This window comes from Lactobacillus sp. W8172 (assembly GCF_016102055.1).
GTDB lineage: Bacteria > Bacillota > Bacilli > Lactobacillales > Lactobacillaceae > Lactobacillus > Lactobacillus apis_A.
Map to the genome: position 1 here is coordinate 410,043 of NZ_JACFPG010000001.1, position 21,556 is coordinate 431,598.

Below are 21,556 nucleotides of genomic sequence, written 5' to 3' on the forward strand. Positions count from 1 at the left end.
TTATCATTTAATTAATATAAATGAAAAAGCAGAATCAACGGCCTGTAAATATATTTCAGAGTATAAAAAAAGAAAGAACTAAGTCTTTCTTTATAGCTATTCTAAACTAATTGTAATTTCCGCTCTTCCTGGTATGCACAATCAATGTTGCCACCACCTAGACATTCTTCACCGTTATATAAAACTAGAGCCTGTCCGGGTGTTACTGCACGAGCTGGCTCATCGAAGTAAACAGTAGCTGAATTATTAGCGGCATGATATTCAACAGTAACTGCAACATCAGGCTGGCGATATCGGAATTTTGCACTACAACGAATCTTGAAGTCACGGTCAGGCTGACCAGTGAAAAATGACATGCCGCTTGCTTCAAGCTTAGTAGCGTAAAGCAATTCACTATCATATCCTTGCTCAACAATTAATTCGTTCTTTTTCAAGTCCTTACCAACAACAAACCATGGAGCAGTCGATTGCTTAGTAGAACCTAGACCCAAGCCAGAACGCTGGCCAATAGTATAGTACATTAATCCGGCATGCTCACCGATAACGTTTCCATCAGGTGTGACCATTTTACCAGACTTTGCCGGTAAAAACTCACTTAGAAACTTGCGGAAGTTTCTCTCTCCAATAAAGCAAATTCCAGTGGAGTCCTTCTTTTTTGCGTTAACTAAATTATTTTCAATTGCAATTTCACGCACCTGTGGCTTAGTCAAATTAGCCAATGGAAAAATCACCTTACTGATTTGTTTTTGGCTCAGTTGACTCAAAAAGTAAGTTTGGTCTTTATTGCCATCTTTTGGCCGCATCATATGCGTAATGCCATTTTTATCAGTAATCGTTTTTGCATAATGTCCCATTGCAATATAATCTGCATCTAAGTCCATTGCGAAATCCAAAAATGATTTAAATTTAATTTGGCTATTACACATTACGTCGGGATTAGGTGTGCGCCCCTTTTTGTATTCACTTAAAAAATATTCAAAAACACGGTGCCAATATTCTTTTTCAAAATTGATTGAATAATATGGAATACCAATTTGATCAGCTACCTTTTTGACGTCTTCATAATCTTCTGTTGCGGTACAAACACCTGCATCATCAGTGTCATCCCAGTTTTTCATAAAAACGCCAATTACATCATAGCCTTGCTTCTTAAGTAGTAATGCAGAAACAGAGGAATCAACTCCACCACTCATACCTACTACTACTCGACCCTTTTTTGCCAATTAACTCAGTCCTTTACAGCAACAATAATATTTCGCTCTTCTAAGTCTTTTAGAATATAATCTAACAGCTCCACCGTAGGTGCTAATTGTTGGTTTTTAAAAATATTAACCTTCTTAAGACCATTGCGGTCAGTCACAACCATTGTTAAATGACTCATTTCTTTGTCAATCGTCATTTTCAATTTGGTAGGAGCATTATATGGTGAATCATTATAAAGTGGATGTTCGTAATTAAAATTACCTTTAGCCGTTTTAACAAAGCCAGCGTCAATAAGCGCGTACAGCTTCAAGTCAGGACTAAGTGTAAACTTACGCGTATCACCATTAATTTCTACAGTATTTGCCATAATTATACCTCACGCTTACTAATAATAAGTTAAATTAAATTAAAAAGCAACTATTTTTCTTTTTTCTGGACTTTCTGAGCAATTTTCACTAGTTGTTGAGCAAAGCTAGTAATTTCTTCATCAGTCGTATATCTACCAAATGAAATTCTAATTGACTCTAGAACACGCGCAGACTTTTTACCAAAGCATGCACATAAAACATGTGACGGTTCGAGTGAACCTGCTGTACAAGCTGAGCCACCTGAAACGGCAAAACCAGCTAAATCAAGATTTGCTTGTAAAAGTGTTGTAGATATACCATCAATGCGCAAGTTCAAAATATGATGCGAAACATTTTCACCTAAGCCTCCATTAACCTGATAAGCAATTTTTGCTTGATCAAGTTCAGTCAAAATTATTTTTTGGAAGTGATGATACTTTTCTTGCAATTTTTGCTTGTCTATTTCAGCAATTTCGCTTACAGCTTCGCCCAAACCAGCAATTCCAGGAACGTTTTCAGTACCTGCCCGTCGCTTCGTTTCCTGCTCTCCACCATAGACTAATGGTGGTAATTTCACATCAGTTTTTTCATACAAAAAGCCAAGAAACTTTGGCCCATTTATTTTATGAGCAGATGAAGATAGTAAATCGATTTTCATTTTAGCAACATCAATGTCAATGTTCCCTAATCCCTGAACCGCGTCAACATGGAAATATGCGTTACTCTTTGCGACAATTTCACCTATTTCAGCAATCGGATTAATTGTTCCTATTTCATTATTGACTGCCATGATCGAAACTAAAATTGTTTCAGGAGCTAAGTTCTTTTTCAACTCTTCAAGTGAAATATGGCCTGTTTCATCAACATTAAGATAAACTACATCGAAGCCCTCACGTTCGAGTTGCATCATTGGCTGTAAAACAGATGGATGCTCAATCTTAGTAGTTATAATGCGCTTGCCTATATCAGATCTACTATGAGCGGTACCGAAAATTGCCGTATTGTTACTTTCCGAACCACCAGAAGTAAAAATTATCTCGTTATCCTTAGCATTAATTGCTTTAGCAACCTTTGAGCGCGCTTGGTCGACTACATGACGCGCTTTTCTTCCCAGCTCATAAGTACTAGAAGCATTACCAAAATCGTTCTTCATTTCTTCAGTAACCACATCAATTACTTTTGGAGACATTGGAGTAGTCGCTGCATTGTCTAAATAAATTTCTTCCATAAGCTATTTCACTTTGTCTAGATAGGCACAAATTAACTTTGCAGCTTTAGCGCCAACTTTTTTGGCAAACTGATCAAAATCTTCGTTTGCATTATCATTTCCATTATCCGAAATCGCACGTAATGCAATAAGAGGTTTAGCAAAATGATAAGCTACTTGAGCAAAAGCCGCACCTTCCATTTCAACACCAAGAGCATTCGCAAAATTGCGTTTAATTTCGTCCTTCTGCTTATCAGAACCGATGAAGGAATCACCAGTGACTACTAATCCTTCTTGATACGATACTTCCTCTTTATTTAAGAAGCTAATAAATTCATTTCTAGCAGATGAATCTAGTTCAAATACTGCTGGTTCACCGGGAATTTGTCCCTCTACGTAGTCCCCAGCAAGCGTATTATGAGCATCATGGTAAGCAAAAGAACTAGCTAAAACTAAATCACCTTTATGAACAGTTTGCTGTAAAGAACCTGCTGTTCCCGTCATAAAAATCAAATCAATATCTACACTGCTCAGCAAACTTGCTAAGTTCATCGCAGCTTGTACTTTACCTATTCCACTCAATCCAATGTAAATTTCATTGCCGTTAACGCAAAAATGCTCGAACTGTGTAGATCCGAACATTTCTGTGCTACCAGAGTGAAAATACTTACGATAATATTCTGCCTCAATTTCCATTGGGACAATAATTGCTATCTTCATTTTCCCCTCGATTATTTATAAATGAAATAACGCTAATAATACCAAAACAATCAATACAATCACAATTAATATTGCAATGTTTAAACGCCTTTTTAGTCTTAAACCTTTCTCTATCCAAGTCTTAGGTTGAGCTTTCTGCTTATTTTGATACTTGGAATTATTCTCATCACTAGAAGTTTGCGCTTCCCTTTGAGATTCTCTTCTAGTTTTTAAGCTTGGCTCATCATTAAAAGGACGGTCAGTTGAGTCACGTGTAAATTCTGGATTTACATCTACTTCTTCCTCGTTATCAAAAGCCGATTTAATTGTCTTAAAAAAGCTGTTTTTCTTTTTTCGTTGATTCTTTTTTCGGTAATCAGATCGCTTTTCAGTCATTTTATTCCTTTGCGCTTGCGCCAGTTAACAACATGTTTTCCCAAACACTCATTGCGTACAACGTTTTTGCGTCAACAAGTTTACCTTGAGCAAAAAGACGCTTTAGTTCTTCCAAATTATACCAATGACTAGTCAAAAATTCATCTGAATCTAATGGTCTTTTATCATCAAGCTTTGTCAAAGTGTCACAATAAAATAAATGTAGTTTCTCATCAGTAAAGCCAGGTGAAGAATAAAATTCGGTAATTTTTTCCCAATAATCGGCATGATAACCACCTTCTTCATTCAGCTCGCGTTTCATTGCATCCAATGGACTCGCATCGGTCTCATCAATTAAACCAGCTGGAATTTCCAAGGTTAATTCTTTAATTGGTTCGCGCCATTGTTCAACTAGCAGCATTTCTTGCTTATCATTTACTGCAATCGCTGCAGCAGCAGGTTGATGTTTAACTACTTCTCTTGTTGCAGTTTCACCATTAGGCAATTTAATTGTTCTAACAGAGAGATCAACAATTCGCCCCGAAAAAATCTGTTTTGAAGAAATTTCAGTTTCTGTTAAATCCATTTATTCACTTTCCTATTAATTAGCTAGATATACATTCACACATTGCAAGCCATTTTTTCCTTGAGCAAGTTGGTATTTGACTTTTTGACCAACTTGAAGGCGACGATATCCTTCTTCTTTAATTGCAGTGTAAAAAACAAAATAAGATTTGTGGTTTTCGTCATCTTCAATGAATCCAAAACTGCTTTTTGGATCAAATTGCTTTACTGTACCTAAACGCATTATTCTTCTAGTCCTTCTTGAGCTGTTTCTGGATAATCAGCCTTGACTATCTCAGCACAGCGTCCACAAAGCATTGGAAGGTCGTTATCCTGACCAATGTCATTTCTAATCATTCGGCATCGTGGACAAACTTCACCTTCAGCTCGTTCAACAATGAAAGCACCATTTTGTAGTTTCTCAGCATTTTCAGGAGCTGGACCATCAGCGATAGTTAATTTAGAGACAATTAAAATCTGTCTGAAATTGGCATCTAGTGAATCTAAAACCGACTTCATTTCTTCAGTAGGATAAATAGTCACAGCTGCCTCAAATGATTTACCAATTAGCTTCTTGTCACGTGCTTCTTCTAGGACCTTTAAGACATCATCTCTTAATGACATGAACTTTTGCCATTTAGCAAGTAGCTCTCCACTATTTTCATATTCTTCAACTTTAGGCATATTCGTCAATTGGATGTAGTCTTCTTTTTCTTTTAAGAATGACCAGATTTCTTCCATTGTGTGCGGAAGGATAGGTGTCAAAACCTTGGCTAATTTAACCGCAGCATCGTAAATGACCGTTTGCATTGAACGTCTTGCATGACTATTCTTGCCTTCAATGTATAAAACATCTTTTGCAAAGTCCAAGTAAAATGCTGATAAATCGTTAGAAATAAACGAAAAGATCTTTTTATAGACGTTATTGAAATCATATTTTTCATAACTTTCCAAACAGGTCTTAACAAGTTCATTCAAACGAACTTCAAGATATTGATCAATCGAATTAAGACCTTCATATGCAATACGGTCTTTTTCTGGATCAAAATCTGAAGTGTTAGCCAACATATAACGGAAAGTGTTTCTTATTTTACGGTAGCTTTCAGAAGTTTGCTGCAAAATGTCTTGGGAAACTGCTACATCTGAAGTTGCATCAACTGAAGCAACCCATAAACGAATTATCTCAGCACCCATCTTTTTAATTATATCGTTTGGTGCAATGATGTTACCAAGCGATTTAGACATTTTATGACCTTTATCATCTAAAACGAACCCTTGAGATAGGATGTTGCGATATGGGGCCTGACCAGTTGTTGCAACTGAAGTAATCAAACTAGAATTGAACCAACCACGATATTGATCACTCCCCTCAAGGTACATGTCTGCTGGAAAACGTAAATCTTCTCTTGCAGCCATTACTGCTCGATGTGAAGACCCAGAATCAAACCAAACATCTAAAATATCTGTTTCTTTTCTGAATTCTCCATTAGGAGAATGTGGAGAAGTAAATCCATCTGGTAAAAGTTCTTTAGCAGTGCGTTTATACCAAGCATTTGAACCTTCCTTGGCAAAAATCTGCGCAATGTGTTCAATTGTTTCTGGAGTAACAATTGGAGTATCATCTTCTGCGTAAAAAATTGGTAGAGGAACACCCCAAGCACGTTGACGTGAAATTACCCAGTCGCCACGATCTTTGATCATGTTGTGCAAACGAACTTTACCCCATTCTGGCATAAAGTTAACCTGATCAATTTGTTCAAGAATTTGTTTACGACATTTTTCGATTGATGCAAACCATTGGGTTGTTGCACGATAGATAACTGGCTTCTTAGTTCTCCAGTCATGTGGGTATGAGTGCGTGAAAAAGCTTAGTTTCAATAAGTTACCAGAATGCTTTAATTTTTCGCTGACAACTTTATTAGCATCATCATAAAACATGCCAACTAATTCAGGGTCAGGAACTTCATCTGTATAACAACCCTTATTATCCAAGGGACTAAAGACTGGCAAGTCATAACGTTGAGCAACATTATAGTCGTCTTCACCAAAGCCAGAAGCAGTGTGAACTAAACCCGTACCGTCAGCAGCAGTAACATGCATCGCATTCATTACCAAAACATCTTGTCCATATAGTGGATGTGAAGCAAGCATGCGATCCATCTCAGAGCCTTTTACATGTTGTACAACTTCATAATTTTCCCAATCAAGTGCTTCTGCTACTGCTTCAAGTCGATCAGTACCTACCACATATCTTTTATCGCCAACTTTGACTACTGAATAGTCAAAGCCTGGGTTAACTGTAATCCCTTGATTAGCCGGTATAGTCCAAGGTGTTGTAGTCCAGATTACGAAATAAGTATCCTTTGGGTCAATGATGCCCTTACCATCCTTAACAGGAAAGGCAACATAAATTGAAGGAGACTTTACATCGTGATATTCAACCTCGGCTTCAGCCAACGTTGACTCACTAGAAGGTGACCAGTAGACTGGCTTCTTACCCTTGTAAATGTATCCTTGTTCATACATTTTACCAAACACACGAATTTCTTCTGCTTCGTATTCAGGCTGTAAAGTAATGTATGGATGATCCCAGTCACCCATCACTCCTAAACGCTTAAAATCAGCTTTTTGTTTACTGATTTCTTTTTTAGCATAGTCTTCACACAATTGACGGTATTCCGCACGATTCATTTTTTTACGGTCAACGCCTTGTTTTGCTAATTGTTGCTCAATTGGCAAGCCGTGTGTATCCCATCCGGGAACATAAGGTGCGTAATAGCCATCCATATTTTTAAAGCGAACAATAATATCTTTAGAAATCTTGTTTAACGCATGTCCCATGTGAATATTACCGTTGGCAAATGGAGGACCATCATGCAAGTCAAAACGAGGTTTACCCTCATTTAGTTTTAGTCTTTGTTCATATAATTTATTTTCATCCCATTCTTTTTGCCATTCTGCTTCTCTAACGGGAAGATTTCCACGCATTTTAAATTTAGTTTTTCCTAAATTTAGCGTATCCTTTACTCTCATTATTTATTCCTTTCTGCAAAAAAACCTCGTCCTTATTAGGGCGAGGTTTAATATCGTGGTACCACCTAAATTGAGCCAATTAAGCTCCACTTAAAGATTGCGTAACGTGCAATTGACGAAATAAACTGTATCGCGATAGCTGATCAACCATCAAGCACTTAATACTAGTCTCACACCACCACTAGATCGCTGAATTGTCTTTCGGTTTTACTATCCGTTTATTAATTTCTTTTTTTATAATCCTCTGGAAAAACGATTGAAGTTCCCGAAACTTGTACTTCAGGTCCTTCTTCATTATTCAGATCAATTGTTTCAGAATTTGAATTGTCACCAGTCATTGGCTGTGGATCATCTTCTTCATCAAAGTTTACTTCATAGTCATCATCTTTGTCAACTATTCCCGTATCCTCTTCATCGTCATCAACAATTTCTTCTTCGTCGGTTAAAGTAATTGGCTCTGCACCGTCTGGTGGATAAAAGCGCTCTGTCCCAAAGTACTTATCAAGCGCCTTTTGCCAATCTTCATCATTGAGGTTTTCAATTGCTTTTTGCAGCAATTCTTGAATATATGTACGATAGCCAGCGACCTCTTTCTTAACTCGCTCGTAATCATCTTTGATCGTATCCAATTGCTGCTTTTGGTAGTCAACATCTACTCTTGCTTGAGCAGTTTCGTTATGCGCTTGCTCTGTTGCCGTATTGATTATCTCTTGTGCACGAACATGTGCATCAGCAAGTTGATGCTTAGCTGCTTCTTCGTTCTGCTCATATTTCGTAACTTTAGCTTGTAAGTCATTAACTTGCGTTTTTAGCCGAGCTACTTCATTTTTTAAATCAATTGTTTCATCAAGTGCATCACCATAGTCATCCACAACACGATCTAAAAAAGAATCAACTTCGCGACGATCATAGCCACTAAGTCCACGTTTTTTAAATTCCTCATTATGAATATCCATTGGCGTTAATTTCTTTGTTTGTGTTTTTTTGTCTGCCAAAGTTTCAGCACCACCTTATATTTGCCTTTTCTCGTTGTTCTAATATCCTCAACTTTGCATCGACCAAAATGCCTTAAGCTGAGAACATCATCTACTTTTACTATTATATTAGAATCTTTGATACCATGCCAATTTAATTTAACCAAATTTGTCGAAATACTATTTTGAATTTGGCTACGGCTTTGGTTGCTAATTCCTGATAAAATTGCATCAACTCGAAGTGAAGTTACAATAATCGAAGTTTCACTACTATCATCTTCTGGGACTATGACATTTCTAAAGTCTACAGGTTCAACTTTAACTTTGACTCGCCCTATTCTAGTAATTTCTTTTTGAAAAAAATCAGTTAGTTCACTTTTTCCAAAAAACTGCCATTGCCCATTTCCGTCAGTAATGATATCACCAAATGTTTCAGTCTCAATTCCTGAATTTGCTAAGCTACCCAAAATGGCACTATGAGATAATTTTTCAAACTTATTCGGATAGTTAATTGAAAATGCAGTTACACCATAATCGGATAAATCAAAATTAGTCCAGTCTTCGGTTAGATAAACTCTTTTCTTCTCAGCAGCTTGATAACCACCAAAATCCTGCATAAAAAGATCATTTCCTGCAATTGTGCGTAAAATATCTCTTTGAGCAGGATCCAAGAACTCAGTAAGCAATGGTTGCTGCTTAAAAACCACACTATTGAAAAAACCGGTCATTTTATCAATGACCGATTTTTCTTCAACGTCAAAATACGGATAAAACTTACTTGCTTGTCTCTTTTCCATTACGCAAAGATCCTAAACAAAATATTGTATAGCCATCCTATAGCATATTCTTGCACAAAATACAGCAATAACAAGGCTAAAAGAAATGAAAAATCTATGCCAGTAGAATTTGATAGCTGTTCGATAGGTCCTTTACGAAAAATACTCACATATGGATCAATTATGCGATTAATTATTTGTCCAATAGCTGAATCACGTAAAAAAGGTATCCAACTCATAATCGCATCGATAACCATCACAATACTGTATAACCAAATAATCCAATTTAGAATATTTATTATATAACGAATTGCTTCAAACATTAACTCAAGTTATCTTTCTTATCGACTAAATCGCTGATTTTTCCATCAGTGACAAATTTAGGTGGCGTAGCGAGAAAAATTTTGTCACCTATACGTTGTATTTCACCATTTAATGCATAAACCGTACCGGTAATAAAATCAACAATTCTTCTCGAAGAAGCATCTTCCATTCGACTAAAATTAATAATTACTGCTTTATTATTTAGTAAATTTTGAGCAACATCTTTTGCATCCGAATATACACGAGGTTCATATAAAACAATATTGCTTTTAGCAGAACTGCTTCCTGATTTAATTGAAACTATTTTATCATGGTCAATTGAACCACTGGGAATACTGTTTTCAAGTTCGTCTTGAGATTCAAGATATTCTTCGTTATCTAACATCTCATTTTCTTCATCTGAGATACCGAAAAACTTACCTATTTTACTAAAAGCCATTTCTTTTACCTCCTATTAGTTTTCGCCACGGTGCCTAAAGAATGGAATGTCATCTGTATTGTCATCATCAAAAGCACTAGTTTCAATCTGTGAAATATTGCTTTGATCATCATCAAATGAACTTGGTTGTTCATTTTGCTCAGCCTCGCTTGGAGTTGAACGACGGTTAACTTGATCATCGCTGTCTAAACCCCAAACACTTGTTGGATCAACCATTGTTCGATGCTTAGGTGCAGGCTCAACATCAGAAGCTTGATCAACAACTTGTGCTTCGCCAACTGGTTCAGAAACATTTTGATCAGCTGATTGACTAGGTGCCTGCTTGTTCTGATTTGCCTTGACTTGATGACTTTGACCAGGTAATTGCTTTGAGGCCTCTTCTTCTGCTAAAGAACTAATCCCAGTCGCAATCACAGTAACAACAACTTCATCGCCTAAGTTAGGGTTAATGGATGTACCAAAGATAATGTTGACGTCATCGCCAGCAGCCTTTGAAACAATTTCAGAAGCATCTTGAGCTTCAAACAATGTTAAGTCTGGTCCACCAGTAATGTTTAGTAAAACTTGTTTTGCACCATCAATTGAAACTTCAAGAAGTGGCGAAGAAATTGCCAATTTTGTAGCTTCAACAGTTCTGTTTTCACCACTAGCACGTCCGATTCCCATCAAGGCAGCACCTTGATTTGCCATTACAGTTTTAACATCCGCAAAGTCTAAGTTTACGTAGTCAGTAGAAGTAATTAAATCAGAAATTCCCTGAACACCTTGCTTCAGGACATTATCAGCCTCTTTGAAAGCATCCATCATTGGAGTCTTCTTATCAACCATTTCCAATAAACGATTATTAGCAATGATAACTAGCGTATCAACATATTGCTTTAATTGAGCGATTCCTTCAGTTGCATTTTTCGAACGCTTAGGTCCTTCAAATGTAAATGGTCTAGTAACAACACCAACTGTTAATGCTCCTGTCTCACGAGCAATTTTAGCAACAACAGAAGCTGCACCAGTACCTGTACCACCACCCATTCCAGCAGTGATAAAAATCATGTCAGCACCCTTAAGTGCATCTTCTATTGTTTGCTCACTTTCTTCAGCAGCCTTTTGACCAACTTCAGGATGAGAACCCGCTCCTAACCCTCTTGTTAGTTTTGGCCCAAGCTGAATTTTAGTTTCTGCTTTATTACTATTTAACGCTTGAACATCTGTGTTAGCAGCAACAAAGGAAACCCCTTGAACGCCGTCATCGATCATTCGATTAACAGCATTACCACCAGCACCACCAACACCAATCACTTTGATGACAGCATTTTTATTGTCGTCTGAATCGAATGTGAAATCCATTTAATTAACCACCCTTTAATCAAAGAATTTTTTAAAGAAATTCTTTATTCCTTTTTCTTTATTTTTCATATCTTTATTTGATTTACTTTGCGTTCTTCGTTCCCGCTTCAGTAACTCAGTTCTATTATATTCTTCTTTACCCTTTGCTTCATTACTGGTACCTGTTCTTTTTGACTTCTTATTATTTTTTTCAGGCATCTCAGTTTTTTCTCCAAGTGTATTCTTGCCATAAATTGCACTTATTACTAAAAAGTCAATATCAGACATCTTATACGCATAGTTGACAATGCCATATGCAGCTGAATAAACAGGATTACGCATCCCAATTTGATCTGGTTGATAAATGCGGGTTTTAATATTTAATTTTGTTGCAATAATATCGTCAATTCCCTGTAGTAAACTGCTACCACCAGTAATAATAACACCACCAGGAAGTTTTAAAGCGTCATGCTTAATTAGTCCCTTCTCAATCCGGTTAACTATTTGCATAATACGCGCATTAATAATCTGACTTAAGTAAACTTCATCCACCATCTGTTGACCATTTGAGCCAACACTATTAATGGCAAACTCATTCTTCCCAGAAGCAAGCTTAGGCTCGGCATAACCGTAATCAAGTTTAAGTTGCTCGGCATCTTTTTTGGAGGTACTCAAGACGGTTGAAATATCATTTGTAATGTCGCTACCACCTTCAAAATCAATGTTGGCATACTTAATCTGACCATTATGAATAACAGTTGCAGTAGTTATGCCTCCGCCCAAATCTAAAATAATAGAGCCAAATGTCCGTTCACTTTCATTTAGGGCAACACTTGAAATTGCTAGTGGCGTTGGAATAAAGAAATTATTTTGATAGCCAGCACGTTCAATTGCCTTTTTTATATTGTGCAATGGGCTTGCAGGAGCAGTCAGTACTATACCTTGGACAGCTAACGAGTGCGCAATCATCTTTCGCGGATCGTCAACTTCATTTCTACCATCAATTAAAAAACGGCTCGGTAAAAAAGCAATCGGTTCACGCTCGCTTTTTACAGCAGATCTAATTGCAGCTCCTACAACGCGCCTAACGTCATTATTGCCAACTTCTTGACCATTATCACTAACATTGATTAAATCACTTGCAGTTTCCAGCTGCAACATTCCAACTGGAATACCAGTTACAACCCGATAAATGTTAGCGTTAGTCTTTTTACTTATTTCTTTTAGCGCATAACTGATTGCACTTGCAGTCTCATCAATATCAACGATATTACCGTGACGCATTCCCTTATTTGGAACTGCGACAGCTCCAATAACTTTTCCGGAATCAGCTACAACTGCTTTTACACTTGTAGTACCTATGTCAAGTCCCACCAGTAAATTTGTGTTGTCCAAGATTAACCCCCCGTCGATGCCTTTTTGAAAATTTTAACATAAAACAATTATAAATACAGCTTATATTAAGCCATAAGCCCTCTTTTCACTTGATGTCAGCGGGCGACTATATGCACCCACTTCTAAGTCAATCAAGCTATTTCTCTTCACTTTATTATTTATTTTATTATAGTACTTTAATTTCTTTTTGATTGTGGAAATGTTGCCAATTACTACATTTCCATTTTTCATTACAAAAATGACCTGTGATTTTCGACGAGTATTTCCACTCAAGAGTTTTATTTGATTCTGAAACTCTTCAGGTAGACTATTAAATAACTGTAAATTATTTTTCAAAGAAACCTCATGATTATAACCAATAAAAACAGGCTTATCCTGATCTATTTTATTCCAAGAAATAAGCTGTGTCCCTAGTTTACCATTTGATAGAATTTTACAATAGCCTTTTTCTTTTTTTATATAACCAATTGTTTTAAATTCAACAATATTTAAGTTTAATTGATTGAAATGATTTACTTTTATATCAACATTTTTAACTTCTGTGTATCTATTAGCTAGATCTTCATCTACATCGTTCCAATGTAGCAAATAGTCGATTACTCTATCGCTTGCCTTAATATCAGCAGTTTTAACCACTTCTTCAGCAGGTAAATCATCCGCTCCCTCAACCCTAACACTGCGAACATTTGCAAGGGGGGAAATGTAATAGCCAAGGCAAATTAAGCAAATTATTGAGATAGTTATTATTAAGCCAAGCCGTTTAACCAACGCAGACTTACGCTCACTATGCAAATTAGAAAGTGAAGCAGAAATTTTATTTTGACTTTTTCTTTTTTTCTGATTAGATTGATGGTCTAAGTAGTGCGATAATTTCTCTTCCGGATCAATCTTAGTTATGCGTTTCTTGGTCAACTACCTCACCTGCTTTTATTTTTTGGCTATTTCTTCCATCACTTTAATAACCTGATCTGACGCATCTGGTACGCCCAATTTCTTAGACGCTGAACTCATTTCATCAGCATATTTCTGATCTAGTAAAATGTGATCAATTGAAGAAATAAAATTGTTAGGATTTAAATCATCTTCAGCAATAACCGTTGCTGCTCCAGCTTTTTCAAGGTCAAGAGCGTTTTTCATTTGATGATTATGGGTAACATTGGGACTAGGAATCAAAATTGCTGGTACGCCCAATGCCGTAAATTCTGCGATACTAGTCGCCCCAGATCTTGAAACAACACAAGTCATCTTGGGTAAGAGAGCTGGCATGTCCTCAACATAAGCCAGTACTTTGATGCTTGGACCATAGTTAAAGTCGGCTAATTTCTTTTGAATTTCATCATAGTAGTATGTACCTGTCACCCAGATCACTTGATACGGTTTTTTCATTAACTTAGTCAGTGATTTTAGCATAATCCGATTCAGAGCTAAAGCACCTCTAGAACCACCGAAAACTAGTACCGTTGGGGTGTCAGGATTAAGTGCCAATTTGCTTTGCAAGTCAACTTTTGTCGAAGCAAGACCTAACACCTGCTGCGAACGAGGGTTACCAGTTTTTACCAGCTTTTTCTTTTCGGTAAACTGGGCAGCTGCATCATCAAAGGTATAACAAATTTTATCAACATAATGACCTAAAAACTTATTTGCGACACCAACAACGGAATTAGATTCATGAATCATCGTGGGAATATTCATTTTGGCAGCAGCGTAGACCATTGCTCCACTCACATAGCCACCCGTGCCTACAACAACATCTGGCTTAAAATCATCAATTATCGTTCTAGCCTTTTTAGTCGCCTTAATGAATAAGTTGACCGTTGTAAAGTTACTTAGTAAGTGCTTTCTAGTAAAACCCTGCAATTCAAGTGTCTTAAAGTTTACTCCAGCCGCAGGAACGATTTTTGCTTCAAGCCCTTTTTGCGTTCCGACAAACAAAATCTCATCATCGGTTGCTAAATTACGCTCTTTAAGTCGTTCTATTAATGCCATTATTGGATAAATGTGGCCACCCGTGCCACCACCTGTAAAAATAATTCTCATTTTATTTAGTTTTCAGTTCCTTAACAAAATTTATAAAACAGTCGCCACGTTCTTCAAAAGTACGGAATTGATCCCACGAGGCACATGCTGGTGAAAATAGTAAAACATCGCCCGGTTGGGTTAACTCATATGCTTTGGGCACCGCCTCTTGTAAGCTGTTTTCAATCACAATATCAGTGATACCAGCCTTACGAGCAGCGTCTGCTAACAAGTATCTTGTTTCACCATAAAGAACAACTGCTTTTACGTGCTTTTTTAATAATGGTACTAAGTCATCAAATGTAAATCCACGATCTAAACCTCCTGCAATCAAAACTTCTGGTTCTTGAAAAGATGGGATAGCAACTGATGCAGCCTCTATATTAGTGGATTTAGAATCATTATAAATCTTTCGACCATCAAGTGTCATGACATACTGTAAGCGGTGTTTAGCACCGGTAAAAGTTGCCAAGACTGCTTGAATGTCTTCATTTTCTGCCCCCATGATCTTAGCGATAGCAATTGCCACTAAGGCATTTTGTTGGTTATGGATTCCTGGCAGCTTCATTTGCTTAGTTGCCATAATCTTTTCGTTTTGATCTTGCAAATATCCGTCAGCGATAAAGTAATCTGCTATTTGATCTTTTTCTGAAAAAGTTTGTATTTTGGCCTTGGTAATTGCCTTTTCCTTTTCTAAGATGTCTTTTTGATCAGAATTAGCTAAAAAATAGTTATCTGCTGATTGTGTCTTTGTAACATTTAACTTAGCAGCTACGTAATTCGCAAAGGTTTTATGATAATCAAGGTGAACATTATCATAAATGTCAATAATTGCTGCAACGCGTGGATTTATATCAGTCACACCCATCAATTGGAAGCTTGACATTTCAACAACCAGGACATCATCCTTAGTAGCCTCAGTAACAGCTTCTGCAATTGGTCGTCCAATATTGCCTACCGCGTATGCATGATGTCCACTTTTTACTAAATGATGCTCCAAAATTTGTTGAGTCAACATTACCGTTGTTGTTTTACCATTAGAACCGGTAACACAGATATATGGAGCATCACTGACACTTAAAGCAACCTCCGGCTCGGTGATAATTGGTAAGTCTAGTTTGGTTGCTTCCTTTACCATTGGGTTGTCATATGGAATACCTGGGTTTTTAACCAAATAATCAAAGTGCTCTTTTGAAAGCAAACCAACTGGATGTTGGCCACCAATAACCCTTACACCAAGCTTCTTTAATTCTTGTGCATGAGGATTTTGATCGAGATCAGCCTTATCGTTTAAAGTTAATTTTGCACCAAGTTTAAGCAACAATTCACTTACAGCAAAGCCACTTTTTCCTAATCCTAAGACTAAAATATTTTTATTTTTATATGTCTCAATCTGCCTCATTTTGTTTTATCCCCAAATAACTAAATATAAAATACTGCCAATTAAACCAGTTAGCCAGAAAATAATATCAACTTTCCATTCAGAATAGCCTAACATTTCAAAATGATGATGAATAGGTGTCATTTTAAAAATTCTCTTACCAGTTGTTTGGAAAGAAATTACTTGTAAGATTACACTTGCCGTTTCGCAGACAAACACGATTCCAACTAGTAACAACGACCATGGTCTATTTAAAAAGATACTTACGGCAGCTAAACCACCACCTAGAGCGAGTGAACCAGCATCACCCATAAAAATTTTGGCTGGTTTGTGGTTAAAAATAAAGAAAGAAATAAGTCCACCCATTACACTCATGCAAAAAATTAGTACAGCAAAGTTCTTTTGCTTTAGTGCTAAATACGCATACGTACCGTAGGCGATAATTGATAAACCGGTAGCTAAACCGTCCAGCCCGTCAGACAGGTTAACTGCATTTGAAAAACCAACCAACCAGAAAATAACAAAGATTGTAAACAGAATTGCGCTTGTCACAATGCCAAAAAATGGAATATAAAGACCAAATTTAAAATTATCAGTTGCTGCAATTAGTACAATTAAAGCCGCAATTAAGATTTGCAAAGTGAACTTTTGCCAAGCCTTTAAACCTAAGTTTCGCTTATAAAACAGTTTAATTCCATCATCTAAAAAACCAATAATACCGTAACCTAATAAACTAATTACCAAAATCCAAATTAACTTATTCAACTGGTTTTGCCAAGCAGCTACCCATACTGTTGAAATAACGGCAGAAAGGACAAAGATCACACCACCCATTGTCGGCGTTCCCGATTTTTTCTCATGCCATTTAGGGCCTTCATCACGAATTTCTTGTCCCTCATGGTGACTTCTCATAAAGATAATCATCCATGGAAGAAAAATTCCTGTTAATGCTAACGAACTAACTAATGCAATAATGCTAATGATAAGCATAAAAATGCTACTCCTTTAATTTGATTTTTATTTTAGTACCTGGCTTAATAGTGACACCAGGTTTCACGCTTTGCCGGCTAGCTCTACCAGCGCCCTGAATATCCAACTTCACGTCAGTTAAATTTTCAAATTGACGCAATTCTTCAACTGTCCAGCCATTCATTTTTGGACATTCTATTTTACCGGAAGTTAAAACAAAGATTTTGTTACCTGCTTCTTGTTTTTGTCCTTTGGCAATTGACTGCCCGCTTATTTTATCACCACTGCCTACCTTAGCAAGCTTCAGTCCTATTTGACGTGCCTTTTTCTCAGCTTCTGAATATGACATTCCTTTAAAATCAGGTGTCTTAATGATAGTTGTGTCATTTACCTCGTTTTTTGACATTAAAATGACGCGTTTCATCATCGGCTTGAAAATTGAAGCTAAGATAACTTCTGCAGGTTTGCTCATCCGCCGAGGCTGTTTCACAGTTATATAAATACAATAACGTGGGTGTTTGGCTGGGGTGACGCCAACAACAGAAAAAGTATAGTTATTGTCGCCCTTAAGGTAGCCTCCACCCTTGGTATTTGCAATTTGAGCAGTTCCAGTCTTGACCGCAATACTTTCGCCTTTAATGCGGTAAACAGAACCTGTGCCTATTTTCTTATTTAATACACGTTGCATATTTTCAAGAACTACTTGCGCAGTTTCTTTCGAATAAATTGGTTCACCAACGTTTTTGATTTGATAATTGGTAATTGTCTTACCTTCAGAATCCGTTACTTTCTCAACAAACTGTGGCTTTACCATTTGACCGCCATTAGCCAAACTACTAAAGGCTTGCATCATCTGCATAACATTAACATTTACGCCTTGACCAAAACTTGTAACAGCTTGATCAATTGGTGATTTAAAAGCAATCATTCCTGGTTGCTCACCTGGCAAAGTTACGCCAGTATTTTGCCCAATATGAAATTCATTCAAATACTTACGCCAAGTTTTTGCACCCATTTGTTGTTCAAGATGAACAAAACCAGTATTACTTGATCGAGGAAAAGCTTGAGAAAATGGGATACTTCCCCACCCATGAATTTCCCAGTCATGAATTACTGAACCACTAACTGTTACCGAACCAGAATTGTAGTATTGATTTGGGTGATAATTTCCACTATTAACTGCCGCAGATAAAGTTAATACCTTAAATACAGAGCCTGGTTCATATGTATCTTGTACCAAAATGTTCCGGTATGACTTTTCCATTCCCTTTTTTGTTTGCGGGTTAAAAGTAGGTCTTTGTGAAGCGGCCAGGACTTTACCAGTTTTCATATCTTCTACAACGGCAGTAATTGAAACTGGATTAAAATTGCTTTGAACATACGACAAGCGATTTTCAAGATACTCTTGCAATTGTGAATCAATGGTCAAATAAATGTTATTACCATCTTTTGGTGCCTGATAATTTTGAACACTATTAGGTGTTTGAAAGTTTGAAGCATCAACTGACGAAATTTGGTATCCATCCTTGCCTGATAAAACATCATTATACCAAGCTTCAAGTCCCATGGTTCCAATCAGGTCTTGGGTCTTAGTTTTTTTGTTATACTCTGGCGTAGCCAAACCAACAATGTGAGAAGCAAAATTACCATTAGGATAGAGTCTCGATTGAGTTTCAAAAAACTTAATTCCTGGTAACTTCATCTTTTCAATTCGTTCTTTTTCTTTTCGGGTCAATCCAACACCAGCAGTTCCAAATTGAACCTGAAAGGCCGGATGACTCGGATTTAAATACTGCAAAACCTTGTCAGCAGAAAGCGGTAGGACCTTCGCTAATTTTTCTGCAGTTTCTGCTTTATTTACAACGTATTCGGGCTTATTTTTATAATTGATCGAAGATTTATCCAAAATTGCATAAATTGTATATAGGTGAGAATCCTGAGCAACCGCAAGACCATTACGATCATAAATTGTCCCACGAGTTGCTTTTAAAATTTGATTTCTCATGTATAACTGCTCAGTTTTTTTAGTCAAGTCTTGACCGCTAACTGTTTTAGATATTCCTATATATAAAAATCTGCCCGTAAATACAAGAAAAACCAAAGCTACAGCTACCTGAAGGAATCTTCCTACAGTAAAACGATATTTGTGAGCTTTGGATTTCTGTAAATTTAAATTACTAATGTGTTTTTTCATTAGTGAATAGTCCTAATATTTTTTTCAATCAAAGCTAACCCCTTATCTTTGGCAATCTTGTTAAGTCTTGCACTTGAGGTTAACTCGCCTAATTCTTGGTGTAAATCACTTACTTGACTTTGCTTTTTAGCAACTGCACGTTGCACACTAGTAAGTTCATGTTGAGCTGAAGTAGCGGAAATGCTTGAAGACACTAACATTGTCATCAAGCCAATTGTGATTAAGGTGCCCACGGCAAGTAAAGTTCGCTCTAACCAATTCCAAGCAACATGGCGATGGTCAAGAACTTGTCTTTTTCTTTTTTGGGGCTCTTCTTGATTATTAGGATTAAATTCTATTTTTCTTGCTAAACTATCAGCCATTGCTATTTCCTCTTCACAATTTTTCTGCAACTCGCAACTTTGCACTGTGTGAGCGGTTATTGTTTTCCAACTCTTCTTTTGAAGCAACAATTGGTTTCCGATTGACCAGGCGAAGTGTTGGCTTCATACTATCTGGTATCATTGGCATTCCTCTTGGTACTTCAACTTCAGAATACTTTCTAAAAATATTCTTTACGATTTTGTCTTCATCAGACTGAAAGGTAATTACACTAATTCTGCCACCGGGCTTTAAGAGCTCAATAGCTTCCTCAAGTGACTCCCGCAACACATCAAGCTCATGGTTAACAGCCACGCGTAATGCTTGAAATGTCTTTTTAGCAGGATGTCCCCCAGTTCGACGTGCAAACGCAGGAATTGCTTCCTTAATAACCTCTACCAATTCAAAAGTTGTTTCTATTGGTCTGTTTTGTCTTCTTTCAACGATTTTGCGAGCAATTTGTCGTGAATATTTTTCATCACCAAACTTGTACAAAATATCTGCTAGCTCTTTTTGGCTGGAGTTGTTCACTAACTGGTATGCATCAAGACTTTGACTTTGATCCATACGCATATCCAATCTAGCATCAAAACGGTAAGAGAAACCGCGTCCTGCCTGATCAAATTGCGGGGATGAAACACCCAAATCATAGTATATGCCGTCAATGCCATTTTGATAACCTAGCTCAACCAGATTCTTCTTTAAATGACTAAAATTGTCGTGTACCAACTGTAACTTAGGGTCACTATTAGGATCTAATAAACTAGCAAAGTTTAACTGTGCTGATTTTATTGCATATTCATCTTGATCGAAACCAATAAGCGTTCCATTTTCAAGCTTGCTTAGCAAATATTTTGCATGTCCGCCACCGCCAAAAGTTGCGTCTACGTATAGACCACCGTTTTGGGGATTTAAATTTTCAATTGTTTCATGTAAGAGTACACTGGTGTGTTTGAATTCCATAGTCATTTTTATAGTTCAATATCATCCAAATCTTCTGCGATATCATCATAGTTTCCATTAGCATCTTCACTAAATTCTTCCCAGCGTTCCTTGGCCCAAATTTCGATTCGGTCAGATACACCAACGATGACACATTCTTTAACCAAGGAAGCGTGTTCCTTCAATGTTGTGGTCAGATTAACACGTCCTTGTTTATCAAACTCGCATTCCATTGCACCAGAGTAAAACAATCGCGTAAAACTACGCGCGTTCCTCTTAGTTAATGGAAGTTTTGCTAGCTTAGCTTCAATTTTTTGCCACTCATCAAGTGTGTAGCCAAAAATGCAGCCTTCCATCCCACGAGTAAATACCATCTTATCACCAATTTGAGTACGCAAACGAGCGGGAATAATTAAACGCCCTTTGCTGTCAAGATTGTGATGGAATTCACCCATGAACATGGTCTAGCCCCCTTCCAGATAATAATTTACCACATTCCACCACTTTCTACCACCTTTTAGTACACTTTTCTACTTTTTTATTTTTTCACGTTTAAAAATAAAAAAAGATTGAAATCTTTTTGCAAGATTTCAATCTTTTAAGCTTATTTCGCTGGTGGTGAATTATGCCCACTTAAATCATCAAAAATAATAAACCAACATACCAAAAAATGGTATTCATAGTTAAAAAATCCCAAATTTCTCTCATTGTTCTACCCAATGAAATGTTTTTATTTTTTATTGCCTCACTAACTGCAACAATTATTACTAAAATAAAAAACATGAAAAAGCCATATGGCAAAAAATCTGGTCTCTCTTCTTGAACGACTATCAAATGACAAGCTGCAATTAAAAAAAACGGCAAAATATCGTAGCCTCTAAATTTTGCTTTTGGAAAAAGCTTATTTAGTAAGGCAGCTATTACTATTCCAATAACTGGTAACATAAAGATTAAAAGCATATTTGTTCTTCCTCTACTTACTTTGTTTCTATTTTATCCTATTAGCCGTTTGAAAAAAATAATTAAGTAGAATAA

The 21,556-nt window shown here is 36.8% G+C and carries 23 protein-coding genes; all 23 read right to left on the reverse strand.

All coding sequences use genetic code 11. The features are described 5' to 3' along the window. Window positions 1-101: 101 nt before the first annotated feature. Window positions 102-1,223, reverse strand: coding sequence for a tRNA 2-thiouridine(34) synthase MnmA (mnmA, locus tag H3R21_RS01905; protein WP_255524805.1), 1,122 nt, complete (start codon window positions 1,221-1,223; stop codon window positions 102-104). Between the two features lie 5 nt (window positions 1,224-1,228). Further along, on the reverse strand, window positions 1,229-1,570 hold the full coding sequence (locus tag H3R21_RS01910; RefSeq protein WP_046306739.1) for a DUF1831 domain-containing protein: 342 nt from the start codon (window positions 1,568-1,570) through the stop codon (window positions 1,229-1,231). A 50-nt stretch (window positions 1,571-1,620) separates the two neighbouring features. Beyond that, on the reverse strand, window positions 1,621-2,778 hold the full coding sequence (locus H3R21_RS01915; protein ID WP_198182603.1) for a cysteine desulfurase family protein: 1,158 nt from the start codon (window positions 2,776-2,778) through the stop codon (window positions 1,621-1,623). A gap of 3 nt (window positions 2,779-2,781) precedes the next feature. Further along, window positions 2,782-3,477 (reverse strand): 5'-methylthioadenosine/adenosylhomocysteine nucleosidase, encoded by a 696-nt coding sequence (locus H3R21_RS01920; RefSeq protein WP_198182605.1) that lies wholly within the window; start codon window positions 3,475-3,477, stop codon window positions 2,782-2,784. A gap of 15 nt (window positions 3,478-3,492) precedes the next feature. Beyond that, window positions 3,493-3,852 (reverse strand): hypothetical protein, encoded by a 360-nt coding sequence (locus H3R21_RS01925; protein ID WP_198182607.1) that lies wholly within the window; start codon window positions 3,850-3,852, stop codon window positions 3,493-3,495. Between the two features lies 1 nt (window position 3,853). After that, window positions 3,854-4,417, reverse strand: a complete 564-nt coding sequence (locus H3R21_RS01930) for an NUDIX hydrolase (protein ID WP_046306730.1) — start codon at window positions 4,415-4,417, stop codon at window positions 3,854-3,856. Window positions 4,418-4,432: 15 nt separating this feature from the next. Continuing rightward, window positions 4,433-4,639, reverse strand: a complete 207-nt coding sequence (locus tag H3R21_RS01935; protein WP_046306729.1) for a cold-shock protein — start codon at window positions 4,637-4,639, stop codon at window positions 4,433-4,435. Further along, window positions 4,639-7,428, reverse strand: coding sequence for an isoleucine--tRNA ligase (gene ileS, locus H3R21_RS01940; protein ID WP_198182609.1), 2,790 nt, complete (start codon window positions 7,426-7,428; stop codon window positions 4,639-4,641). Before ileS ends, H3R21_RS01935 begins: the two co-directional genes overlap by 1 nt. A 221-nt stretch (window positions 7,429-7,649) precedes the next feature. Then, entirely contained in the window at window positions 7,650-8,423 is a 774-nt protein-coding gene (locus H3R21_RS01945) for a DivIVA domain-containing protein (RefSeq protein ID WP_198182611.1), read from the reverse strand. Beyond that, a complete protein-coding gene (locus H3R21_RS01950; protein WP_198182613.1) occupies window positions 8,390-9,199 on the reverse strand; it encodes an RNA-binding protein in 810 nt (269 codons plus the stop codon). The genes H3R21_RS01945 and H3R21_RS01950 overlap by 34 nt, the downstream gene beginning before the upstream one ends. Beyond that, window positions 9,199-9,501: a YggT family protein gene (locus H3R21_RS01955; protein WP_198182615.1), complete on the reverse strand. Its 303-nt coding sequence runs from the start codon at window positions 9,499-9,501 to the stop codon at window positions 9,199-9,201. The genes H3R21_RS01950 and H3R21_RS01955 overlap by 1 nt, the downstream gene beginning before the upstream one ends. Next, window positions 9,501-9,887 carry a cell division protein SepF gene (locus H3R21_RS01960; RefSeq protein ID WP_228150048.1) on the reverse strand — a complete coding sequence of 129 codons (387 nt, stop codon included), beginning with the start codon at window positions 9,885-9,887 and terminating at the stop codon, window positions 9,501-9,503. Before H3R21_RS01960 ends, H3R21_RS01955 begins: the two co-directional genes overlap by 1 nt. 69 nt (window positions 9,888-9,956) lie before the next feature. Continuing rightward, entirely contained in the window at window positions 9,957-11,285 is a 1,329-nt protein-coding gene (gene ftsZ / locus H3R21_RS01965) for a cell division protein FtsZ (RefSeq protein ID WP_198182617.1), read from the reverse strand. Window positions 11,286-11,300: 15 nt separating this feature from the next. Then, on the reverse strand, window positions 11,301-12,659 hold the full coding sequence (gene ftsA, locus H3R21_RS01970) for a cell division protein FtsA (RefSeq protein ID WP_198182619.1): 1,359 nt from the start codon (window positions 12,657-12,659) through the stop codon (window positions 11,301-11,303). 60 nt (window positions 12,660-12,719) lie between these two features. Beyond that, complete coding sequence (locus H3R21_RS01975) at window positions 12,720-13,571, reverse strand: cell division protein FtsQ/DivIB (RefSeq protein ID WP_198182621.1); 852 nt, start codon at window positions 13,569-13,571, stop codon at window positions 12,720-12,722. 15 nt (window positions 13,572-13,586) lie between these two features. Beyond that, complete coding sequence (murG, locus tag H3R21_RS01980; protein WP_198182623.1) at window positions 13,587-14,696, reverse strand: undecaprenyldiphospho-muramoylpentapeptide beta-N-acetylglucosaminyltransferase; 1,110 nt, start codon at window positions 14,694-14,696, stop codon at window positions 13,587-13,589. A gap of 1 nt (window position 14,697) precedes the next feature. Beyond that, window positions 14,698-16,077: a UDP-N-acetylmuramoyl-L-alanine--D-glutamate ligase gene (murD, locus tag H3R21_RS01985; protein WP_198182625.1), complete on the reverse strand. Its 1,380-nt coding sequence runs from the start codon at window positions 16,075-16,077 to the stop codon at window positions 14,698-14,700. 6 nt (window positions 16,078-16,083) lie between these two features. Then, window positions 16,084-17,046, reverse strand: a complete 963-nt coding sequence (mraY, locus tag H3R21_RS01990) for a phospho-N-acetylmuramoyl-pentapeptide-transferase (protein WP_232352284.1) — start codon at window positions 17,044-17,046, stop codon at window positions 16,084-16,086. A 7-nt stretch (window positions 17,047-17,053) separates the two neighbouring features. Then, window positions 17,054-19,219, reverse strand: a complete 2,166-nt coding sequence (locus H3R21_RS01995; protein WP_198182627.1) for a penicillin-binding protein — start codon at window positions 19,217-19,219, stop codon at window positions 17,054-17,056. Next, on the reverse strand, window positions 19,219-19,581 hold the full coding sequence (ftsL, locus tag H3R21_RS02000) for a cell division protein FtsL (RefSeq protein ID WP_046306708.1): 363 nt from the start codon (window positions 19,579-19,581) through the stop codon (window positions 19,219-19,221). Before ftsL ends, H3R21_RS01995 begins: the two co-directional genes overlap by 1 nt. Window positions 19,582-19,594: 13 nt before the next feature. Beyond that, window positions 19,595-20,542 carry a 16S rRNA (cytosine(1402)-N(4))-methyltransferase RsmH gene (gene rsmH / locus H3R21_RS02005; protein ID WP_198182629.1) on the reverse strand — a complete coding sequence of 316 codons (948 nt, stop codon included), beginning with the start codon at window positions 20,540-20,542 and terminating at the stop codon, window positions 19,595-19,597. An 8-nt stretch (window positions 20,543-20,550) separates the two neighbouring features. Next, window positions 20,551-20,982 (reverse strand): division/cell wall cluster transcriptional repressor MraZ, encoded by a 432-nt coding sequence (gene mraZ / locus H3R21_RS02010; protein WP_198182631.1) that lies wholly within the window; start codon window positions 20,980-20,982, stop codon window positions 20,551-20,553. Between the two features lie 172 nt (window positions 20,983-21,154). Beyond that, window positions 21,155-21,481 carry a DUF3397 domain-containing protein gene (locus tag H3R21_RS02015; RefSeq protein WP_046306705.1) on the reverse strand — a complete coding sequence of 109 codons (327 nt, stop codon included), beginning with the start codon at window positions 21,479-21,481 and terminating at the stop codon, window positions 21,155-21,157. Window positions 21,482-21,556: the final 75 nt, after the last annotated feature.

Excerpts from the sequence above, each read along its gene's own strand:
- mraY (WP_232352284.1), bottom strand. The coding sequence starts at position 17,046 with ATGCTTATCATTAGCATTATTGCATTAGTTAGTTCGTTAGCATTAACA.
- ftsL (WP_046306708.1), bottom strand. The coding sequence starts at position 19,581 with ATGGCTGATAGTTTAGCAAGAAAAATAGAATTTAATCCTAATAATCAA.
- H3R21_RS01995 (WP_198182627.1), bottom strand. The coding sequence starts at position 19,219 with ATGAAAAAACACATTAGTAATTTAAATTTACAGAAATCCAAAGCTCAC.
- H3R21_RS01930 (WP_046306730.1), bottom strand. The coding sequence starts at position 4,417 with ATGGATTTAACAGAAACTGAAATTTCTTCAAAACAGATTTTTTCGGGG.
- H3R21_RS01955 (WP_198182615.1), bottom strand. The coding sequence starts at position 9,501 with ATGTTTGAAGCAATTCGTTATATAATAAATATTCTAAATTGGATTATT.
- ileS (WP_198182609.1), bottom strand. The coding sequence starts at position 7,428 with ATGAGAGTAAAGGATACGCTAAATTTAGGAAAAACTAAATTTAAAATG.
- H3R21_RS01910 (WP_046306739.1), bottom strand. The coding sequence starts at position 1,570 with ATGGCAAATACTGTAGAAATTAATGGTGATACGCGTAAGTTTACACTT.
- H3R21_RS01920 (WP_198182605.1), bottom strand. The coding sequence starts at position 3,477 with ATGAAGATAGCAATTATTGTCCCAATGGAAATTGAGGCAGAATATTAT.
- H3R21_RS01915 (WP_198182603.1), bottom strand. The coding sequence starts at position 2,778 with ATGGAAGAAATTTATTTAGACAATGCAGCGACTACTCCAATGTCTCCA.
- rsmH (WP_198182629.1), bottom strand. The coding sequence starts at position 20,542 with ATGGAATTCAAACACACCAGTGTACTCTTACATGAAACAATTGAAAAT.
- murG (WP_198182623.1), bottom strand. The coding sequence starts at position 14,696 with ATGAGAATTATTTTTACAGGTGGTGGCACGGGTGGCCACATTTATCCA.
- H3R21_RS02015 (WP_046306705.1), bottom strand. The coding sequence starts at position 21,481 with ATGCTTTTAATCTTTATGTTACCAGTTATTGGAATAGTAATAGCTGCC.
- murD (WP_198182625.1), bottom strand. The coding sequence starts at position 16,077 with ATGAGGCAGATTGAGACATATAAAAATAAAAATATTTTAGTCTTAGGA.
- H3R21_RS01925 (WP_198182607.1), bottom strand. The coding sequence starts at position 3,852 with ATGACTGAAAAGCGATCTGATTACCGAAAAAAGAATCAACGAAAAAAG.
- mraZ (WP_198182631.1), bottom strand. The coding sequence starts at position 20,982 with ATGTTCATGGGTGAATTCCATCACAATCTTGACAGCAAAGGGCGTTTA.
- H3R21_RS01950 (WP_198182613.1), bottom strand. The coding sequence starts at position 9,199 with ATGGAAAAGAGACAAGCAAGTAAGTTTTATCCGTATTTTGACGTTGAA.
- ftsZ (WP_198182617.1), bottom strand. The coding sequence starts at position 11,285 with ATGGATTTCACATTCGATTCAGACGACAATAAAAATGCTGTCATCAAA.
- H3R21_RS01960 (WP_228150048.1), bottom strand. The coding sequence starts at position 9,887 with ATGTTAGATAACGAAGAATATCTTGAATCTCAAGACGAACTTGAAAAC.
- H3R21_RS01935 (WP_046306729.1), bottom strand. The coding sequence starts at position 4,639 with ATGCGTTTAGGTACAGTAAAGCAATTTGATCCAAAAAGCAGTTTTGGA.